Here is a 7,862-nt window from a genome sequence, read left to right on the forward strand (position 1 = left end):
GCACATTGATCGAATGAGGCGGCGGCGATCAGATCGTGTAGCCGCGCTTCTTCATCTCCTCGCGGATGCGCCCTTCCATCTCGCGCGCGAAACGCCCGCTCCAGGCCTGGATGCTCCGCAGCCCCTCGTCGAGGACCGGCTGGCGCTCGTCGACCAGCTTCTTGCCGGTGGGCGTGCGATAGAAGGCGACGATCTCCTTCAGCTCGGCCTCGGTGAAGTGGCTCGCATAGACCTTGGCGAGAATGTCGGTGATCTCGTTCTTGCGCGCCTCATATTCCGGAGCGATGGCGCGCGCGACGTCGCGCAGCTCGCGGATGAGGTCCGGGTTCGCCTGAACGAAGCTGCCTGCGGTCTGCTCGATCACGCCCGGTATCAGCGCGTCGAAGCTGCCGGCCTCGCCATTGACGGAAAGCAGTTCCTTGGCGAGCGCGACGTTGGCGGCGCTCGGCTCGGGCGTGGCGGCGGGCGCGGGAGCCGCGGTCTGCGCCATGGCCGGAACGGCGCCGCCCAGCATCAGCACGGTGAGCCCCGCGCCGATGGACCGCCGGATCTGTTTCCGCCTGTTGAACGGAACTCGCATGAAAATCTCCCTGCCGAAATGTTTTACGTGCGGTCGAGCACTGTCACGCCGCCCGGCCCGGCGAGAATGACACGGCTCGCCAGACCGATGAAAAGCCCATGTTCAACAACGCCCGGCACCGCGGCCAGATTGGCCGCCAGCGCGACGGGATCGGGAATGGAACCGAATGCGCCGTCGAGGATGAGGTGTCCCTGATCCGTGACGAAAACATGACCGTCGGCTCCGCGCCGCAGCGTCAGCAAGCCGTGGCAGCCGGCCGCCTTGGCCGCCTTGTCGATGCCGCGGCGGATCGCGGCGACACCGAAATCCACCACCTCGATGGGCAGCGGGAACTTGCCGAGGGTGGCGACATGCTTGCTGGCGTCGGCGATGACGACCATCTGCCTGGCCGCCGAGGCGACGATCTTCTCGCGCAGCAGCGCGCCGCCGCCGCCCTTCACCAGCACGAGATCCGGGCCGACCTCGTCGGCGCCGTCGACGCACAGATCGAGCACGGGGTGCTCGTCGAGCGTCGAGAGCGGCACGCCGAGGCTCTCCGCCTGCGCGCGGGTCGCCTCCGAGGTCGGAACGCCGACCACGTCGAGGCCCTGCTTCACGCGCTCGGCCAGCAGATCGACGAAATGCCGCGCGGTCGAGCCGGTGCCGAGGCCCAGCTTGTCGCCCGAGCGGACGAGATCGAGGGCCTGCGCCGCAGCCTGGCGTTTCAGCAGTTCAGCGTCCGACATGAGCGTCCCCGGAAGATCGACGGCGCTGCCTAGCGCCGAACCGAGGCGAGGACAAGCGCCAACACGACCAAGGGTGAATGCCGGCGCGCCGGCGCGTCCACTTTGCCGCAGCTCGCCCGCGCGTTCCGTTCCGGCCGATCCGAAGGTATCATTTGGCCTGCGGAGTGCACACGACGGCAGGCTCCACGCCGCCGCCGCTCTTGGGCATGTCGCGCACGTAGCAGACGCTCATCTCGCCGCTGATGATGTTGACGCGGAAGACGCCGGTCTCGCCCGAATAGCGGGTCGAGCGCAGCTCGTAGCGGCCGTTCTTCTGCGGGCCGGCGCTGGGATCGCGCGTGAAGCAGCGGGTGACGCCGACGAGATTGCCTTCCGGCCGCTCGAACTGGCAGGCGCTGATCTCGCCGGTCACGGCATTCACCGAATAGACCCGGTTGGCCTGCGCCGAGGGCGGCGCCTCGAACTGGAAGGCCGCCTGCTGGGCGTGCGCCGCCGCGCTGCCGAGCAGCAGGACCGCCGCGGCCAGCGGCAGACCGGACGCGATGAAACCGAACTTCGACGTCATGAAATGAACTCCCCGAAAGCGCGTCGCCTTTTCTCGCCCGCCGGCCGCCCGATGTGTGCCGGATGGACGCGGCACGCTGGACAGCAAAAGCGGCAGGATTGTAGGCAAGATGGCATATCGCAAAATGCCGCGCACGCCTCAGGGGAAATCGCCCACATGTCCTCGTCCGCCCCCGCCGTCATCGCCTTCGACCTCGACGGCACGCTCGTCGATACCGCTCCGGATCTGCTCGACACGCTCGACATCGTGCTCGACGAGGCCGGCGCGCCGCGCCTGCCGCGCGAGGAGACGCGCAAGATGATCGGCGCCGGTGCCCGAGCGCTCGTCAATCGCGGGCTCGCGGCCGCCGGGATGACGGTCGACGAGGCGGAAGGCGACCGGCTGTTCGCGCGGTTCCTCGCGCATTACGAGGCGCATATCGCCGACTTCTCCCGCCCCTTCCCCGGTCTCGTGGAGGCGCTCGACGTGCTGAGCGCGCGCGGACACAAGCTGGCGGTGTGCACCAACAAGCTCGAATATCTCTCGGTGGAGCTGCTCAGCCGCCTCGGCCTCAAGGACCGCTTCGCGGTGATCGCGGGCGCCGACACCTTTCCCGTCCACAAGCCGGACGCGCGCCATCTGCTCGGCACCATCGAGCGGGCGGGCGGCATTCCGACCCGCGCGGTGATGGTCGGCGACAGCGCCACCGACGTGATCACGGCGCGCAACGCCCGGGTCCCGAGCATCGTCGTGCCGTTCGGCTATACCGACACGCCGGCGGCCGAACTGGGCGGCGACGTGCTGATCGAGCACTTCGACCATCTGCCGGAAACCGTCGAGAAGCTGCTGAACGGCGCGTGAGGACCGATCGCCGCGGCGTGTTCCGCGCTTGACACCTGTCGGCCTCACCCACTAAATCCAGCCGCCTCGATGGTCGGCGGGCGATTAGCTCAGCGGGAGAGCACTCCCTTCACACGGGAGGGGTCGCAGGTTCAATCCCTGCATCGCCCACCATCGGCTTCCTCTTCATCGATATCCGGATCGCCTGCGCTACGCGGGCAGCCTCCGTGCGCTGTCGGAACGAAAAAAGGAGCCCGGCAAGCGGGCTCCTCTCGCGTCGCGTCCTTCCAGACCGATCAGTTGTACGGCGAGACACAGGGCTGGCGCGGGCCGCCATAGGGCTGGAAGGTGTTGTCATAGGCCCGGTACGACCGGTACTGGCTGGCGCACCACTGGACGTGGGCATCGGCATAGGTCGCACCGCGCGCCACATTGGCGTTCGCCGCGCCGGCTATGGCGCCGCCCAGCAAGAGGCCGCCGACCACGCCGGCCGCGACCGCGCCGTCGTTCCGGTAATAGCGGCCGTGATAATGACGGTCATAGCCATGACGGTAGTAGCCGCCATGCCGGTAAGGCCCACCGTACGGACCATGGTGCCGCACCTGCTCCACGCCAGAGGGCGCCGTCTTCAGCACACCGTCACCGAAGGAGGCGGCGGCGGCCGGGGTCGCGGCCATCAGGGTAGCGGCGAGTATGGCGATGGTCTTCTTCATGATGCTTCCTTTCGTCGGAACGCGATACGCTCGCGTCGCCAACGCCCGAAGCTCCAGTTCGTTCACATATGAAGCGGCGCCTCCGGTTCCCTGACACCACGATGGCAGGCCGCCGCGAAGGCGAGAAAGGCCGCGAAAGCCGCTGCCGCGTGGAGTTGCGGCGAGGCTGCGGCGGCCTTTTCCGGCAGGTAGAACAGCGCCATCAAAGTGACGTTACCGGCGAGCGCCGCGGCGAGAAGGGCGGGATGCAGCGCGGCGAGGCAGCCGATCGCGGCAGCGAACAGCGCGACCCAGGGGAAGAAGGTTCCCTGATGGATCACCGCCGAGCCCGGCACGAACATCGCGAGCGCCCAGAGCAGCAGGATCGCGTTGCCGGTCACGAAGAGCGGCGCGGCGCGGGGCGGCAATCCCCCTCGCGCGGCGAGGATCAGGAAAGCCGCAAGCCCGGCCGGGGCGATGAACCACAGGGAATAGAGCGTCTCGTAGAAGCTGCGATGCAGCAGGATGTCGGGGTTTGCGAAGCGGCCGGCGGCGAGATCGGGGAGGAAGCTCGCGAGCCCGCCATAGACCATCCGCAGGTTCTCCAGCCGCCCGGCCAGCCAGGCGTCGAAGCCGAGCCGCGCATAGGCCGCGCGCATGGCTTCGACGAGGCCGATGCCCTCGTTCACCTCGATCAGCCCGGCGAGATGCCACTTCGCCAGTCGGTCGCCGGGCGGGTCAATGAGGCGCTGGAACAGCAACCAGGGCAGCATCGCGAGAAATGCGATCAGCGCGCTGAGAAGCATGTTCATCATCGTCGGCACGGTGCGAGCGGTCTCGCCGAAGACATCGCGCCGCCGCGTCCACAGATAGAAGGGCACCAGAATCGCGAGCGCGAAGATCGCCCCGCCATGGCACAGCAGGGCGAAGGCGGCGGCCCCGCCCATGATCAACGCGTGGCGCTTGGCGCGGCCCTCGATCGGAGCGAAGGTCTCGATGAAGACGATCAGCAGGAAGGTCGCGGAGAACAGCTTCGGCCAGACATACAGCGTGTGCAGCAGCGCGAGGCTGGAGGCGCCGAAGGCGGCGAGCCCCATCCAGACGAGGCGCTGCGGCATCATCTGCCGTAGCAGAGCGCCGAGCGGCAGCAGGATGAGTGCCTGCGCAAGGCTCGACACCACCTGATAGAGCGCCCGGTCGCTGACGCCCCAGAGCAGGTAGACGCCGCTCTGCAGCGGCGGGCGATCGCTGGCGTGCCAGTCCCACACCATGGGGATGGCGAGGGCGCCGCGCCGGAGCTGATCGGCCAGCAGCAGTTGCAGCACATTGTCCCCCGGCAGCCACAGCCAGCGGTCGCCCGCCGCCAGATAGATCTGGTCGGCGAAGGGATAGAGCCCCATCACCAGCACGAAGAGCGTGAAGGCCGAGACGGGCGCCACCGCGCGGCTCGCATCGGCGAGCGCATCCTGCGGCAGGGCCTGGACGGCCATGGCCAGAGTGCCGGCCATCAGGGCGAGCGAGACCGCCATGCCGAGCCAGGGATGCAGGAACCAGGCGATCACCGCGCCATAGGCCCCTGCCCCGACGATCAGCGGCAGCAGCAGCGCGCCGTCCTCCGACGGCCAGCGCCGCCGCGCCGCGGCGTACCACGCGGCGAGGGCGAGATGCGCCACCACCAGCCAGAACAGGAGCCGCGCCAGCGCGGACGCGTCGAAGGGCAGGAAGGCGCGCCGCACCTCGCCGAGGCCGATCCAGCCCTTGAAGGCGGTGCTTTCGTCGCGGGCGACGACCCGGAAGCTCGCCCAGCCTTCCGGCACCGCGACCACCGCGCGCCGCCATCCGATGGTGGCGTCCTTCGGGTGGAGCGGCAGGCGCTCCCCATCCGGGCCCTCGAGCCAGAGCAACACGCCCTCGGCGCTCGGATGGCCGAGATACTGGATCACCGCGAAGGGCGCGCGCGCCAGCGTCCCGCTCGCCACCTCGCCGGTGTCGGGGTCGCCGCCATCGCAATGGGTGACGGAGGCGCCGGAAAGCGGGCCCACATGCAGGCCCGGTTTCAGCGGGCAGCCTCCGGAAGACCCCACCCGCTCGGTCAGGGCGCGCTCGGCGACGCCGGCGAGAGCCAGAAGCCCGATCAGTCCCATCGCAACGGCAACGAACGTGAGGAGTTTGCGCGTCGCCGCCGTCGTCGTCATTCCCGCCCCCGGTTTCCGGCAGGATAGGCGCTGGGCCGGCTCCCGTCTGCCGCCATTGCGCGCGCCGCCGGCCGGCAGGTCTCAGCGCGGGCTCGCGGGGACAGAGCCACGGCGAAGGGCAGCATGCGCTCGACGGGGGAATTTCACGCGAACGTCAACGTGGCGAAACTGCATCTATAGGCAAGATTTACCAATTTTCGTTGCGATACCATCGACGACGCTGCGGGAATGCGGCAAACGAAGGGGGAACGGCGCGGGAGTGACGTTTCCGGTTCGGTCCACGCATTCTCCGGCGTCGCGATCAGACGGCATTCGAGATTTCGGGCATGGGGCAGAAAATGCGTCTTTCCAGTTTGCTCGTTCCGGCGCTGCTGGCCGGAACGCTCGCCGGCGCCGCGCCGGCCGCCGCCCTCGACGGGCCGGCGTCGTTCTTTCCGCGACCCTCGAACTTCGGCAACGGGCCGGTGGCGGGCTATCGCTCGGGCTATTCAGGCTCGCCGATCCCGCGCCAGACGGTGCGCTACGACGGCAAGTACTCGCCGGGCACCGTCATCATCAACACCTCCGAGCGCCGGCTCTACCTCGTGCAGGACAACGGCACGGCGCTGAAATACGGCATCGGTGTCGGCCGCGACGGCTTCCGCTGGTCGGGCAACAAGACCATTACCCGCAAGGCCGAGTGGCCGGGCTGGACCCCTCCCCCGCAGATGCTGAAGCGCCGGCCGGACCTGCCGCGCTACATGCCCGGCGGCATCGACAATCCGCTCGGCGCCCGCGCCATGTATCTCGGCTCGTCGCTCTATCGCATCCACGGCTCCAACGAGCCGGAGACGATCGGCCAGGCGGTCTCGTCGGGCTGCTTCCGCATGACCAATGACGACGTGCAGGACCTCTATGAGCGCGTGCGCGTCGGCACCAAGGTCGTCGTGCTGAACTGACGGGCGTCATCCCGGTCGGCCTGATGGCTGATCCGGGATCGCGTCGTTACTCCGGCCCTTCCCGGAACACCGTCATCCTGAGGTGCTCGGGCAGCGCCCGAGCCTCGAAGGATGGTCGTCGTGTTCGCCCCGACGGACATCCTTCGAGGCTCGCTGACGCGGGCACCTCAGGATGACGGCCGTCTGGATGGACAGGACTTTCTCCGAGACGCCTCAATGATGCCGCTGCGCGCCCTGCGCGTCGCGCGACAGGTTCTTCGAGGCGAGCTCCTGAAGATAGCGCTTCCAGCGCTCCTCCTGCTCGCCGCCGAGCGTCTGGAAGGTCTCCCAGGTGTAGATGCCGGTCGAGTGCCCATCGTCGAAGATGAGGCGCACGGCATAGTGCCCGACCGGGATGATCTCCTGGATGCGCACCTCGCGCTTGCCGGCGACGAGCTGGCGGTCGGCCGGCGAATGGCCCTGTACCTCGGCGGAAGGGCTCTCCACCCGCAGATATTCGGCCGGCAGCGCGTAGCTGGCGCCGTCGTCGAAGGCGATGGTCAGGGTCCGGTGGTCCTTGTGCAGGCGCAGCTCGGTGGGCCAGGGGGTGGCGGTCACGGCGTCTTCTCCTCGGGCGTTTCAATCCCCACATAAGCGGATGCCGCCCGCTCGCCAAGCCGGCGCCCGCCATACGTCCGACCGGGTCGTCCGTTCAACAGCGCGTCAGAAGCGGGGTTCGAACGGCTAAACCGATCGCCCGATAGGGCTTGCCGCCTTGGCACGGGGAGCGCAGCCGACTAGAAACATTCGTGAAAAGCAGGCGCGAAGGCGCTTCGGGAGCAGAAGCCGGGATGGGTTTCGACGTCGAGTTCGACCGCGCGGCAAAGGCCGCGCCGCGCCAGCCGCTGGTCGACACCTTCGGCCGGGCGGTGACCTATCTGCGTGTCTCGGTGACGGACCGCTGCGATTTCCGCTGTGTCTACTGCATGGCCGAGCACATGACGTTCCTGCCCAAGCCGGAACTGCTCACGCTCGAGGAATTGGACCGGCTGTGCTCGGCCTTCGTCGCGCGCGGGGTGAAGAAGCTGCGGCTCACCGGCGGCGAGCCGCTGGTGCGCCGGGACGTGATGACGCTGTTCCGCTCGCTCGGCCGGCATCTCGACAGCGGCGACCTCGAAGAGCTGACGCTGACCACCAACGGCTCGCAGCTCGCCCGCTTCGCCGGCGACCTCGCCGCCTGCGGGGTGAAGCGCATCAACGTCTCGCTCGACACGCTGGACCCGGCCCGCTTCCGGGCGCTGACCCGCTGGGGCGATCTCTCCAAGGTGCTCGCCGGCATCGACGCGGCGCAGGCCGCAGGGCTGCATGT

9 protein-coding genes and 1 tRNA gene are annotated in these 7,862 nt (G+C 68.7%); 4 read left to right on the forward strand and 6 right to left on the reverse strand.

The features are described 5' to 3' along the window. Positions 1–28: 28 nt before the first annotated feature. The 3 genes from U742_RS0101580 to U742_RS0101590 all read right to left on the reverse strand — a co-directional run bounded on the left by U742_RS0101580 (position 29) and on the right by U742_RS0101590 (position 1,870). Entirely contained in the window at positions 29–580 is a 552-nt protein-coding gene (locus U742_RS0101580; RefSeq protein WP_029349386.1) for a DUF2059 domain-containing protein, read from the reverse strand. 23 nt (positions 581–603) lie between these two features. Further along, the gene (gene rpiA, locus U742_RS0101585; protein ID WP_029349388.1) at positions 604–1,305 is read right to left on the reverse strand and encodes a ribose-5-phosphate isomerase RpiA; all 702 of its coding nucleotides are present in this window, start codon (positions 1,303–1,305) and stop codon (positions 604–606) included. Positions 1,306–1,453: 148 nt separating this feature from the next. Beyond that, entirely contained in the window at positions 1,454–1,870 is a 417-nt protein-coding gene (locus U742_RS0101590) for a hypothetical protein (protein ID WP_029349390.1), read from the reverse strand. A gap of 156 nt (positions 1,871–2,026) precedes the next feature. Here U742_RS0101590 and U742_RS0101595 point away from each other — a divergent pair, with 156 nt between their 5' ends. After that, positions 2,027–2,710, forward strand: a complete 684-nt coding sequence (locus U742_RS0101595; protein ID WP_029349392.1) for an HAD-IA family hydrolase — start codon at positions 2,027–2,029, stop codon at positions 2,708–2,710. Positions 2,711–2,788: 78 nt separating this feature from the next. Beyond that, a tRNA-Val gene (locus tag U742_RS0101600) sits at positions 2,789–2,863 on the forward strand. Positions 2,864–2,985: 122 nt separating this feature from the next. Here the strand turns inward: U742_RS0101600 and U742_RS0101605 are convergent. After that, the gene (locus tag U742_RS0101605; protein WP_029349394.1) at positions 2,986–3,402 is read right to left on the reverse strand and encodes a BA14K family protein; all 417 of its coding nucleotides are present in this window, start codon (positions 3,400–3,402) and stop codon (positions 2,986–2,988) included. Between the two features lie 62 nt (positions 3,403–3,464). Continuing rightward, positions 3,465–5,576, reverse strand: a complete 2,112-nt coding sequence (locus tag U742_RS0101610) for a hypothetical protein (RefSeq protein WP_029349396.1) — start codon at positions 5,574–5,576, stop codon at positions 3,465–3,467. Between the two features lie 338 nt (positions 5,577–5,914). Here U742_RS0101610 and U742_RS0101615 point away from each other — a divergent pair, with 338 nt between their 5' ends. Then, entirely contained in the window at positions 5,915–6,514 is a 600-nt protein-coding gene (locus U742_RS0101615) for a L,D-transpeptidase (protein WP_248310227.1), read from the forward strand. A 213-nt stretch (positions 6,515–6,727) separates the two neighbouring features. Here the strand turns inward: U742_RS0101615 and U742_RS0101620 are convergent, their stop codons facing one another. Next, a complete protein-coding gene (locus U742_RS0101620) occupies positions 6,728–7,111 on the reverse strand; it encodes a gamma-butyrobetaine hydroxylase family protein (RefSeq protein WP_029349399.1) in 384 nt (127 codons plus the stop codon). Positions 7,112–7,344: 233 nt separating this feature from the next. On the opposite strand from U742_RS0101620, the gene U742_RS0101625 reads away from it, so the two are divergent. Further along, on the forward strand, positions 7,345–7,862 hold a 518-nt coding region (locus U742_RS0101625; protein WP_038360249.1), incomplete at its 3' end, for a GTP 3',8-cyclase MoaA.

This window comes from Allobosea sp. 117, from assembly GCF_000702305.1.
Lineage (GTDB): Bacteria > Pseudomonadota > Alphaproteobacteria > Rhizobiales > Xanthobacteraceae > Ancylobacter.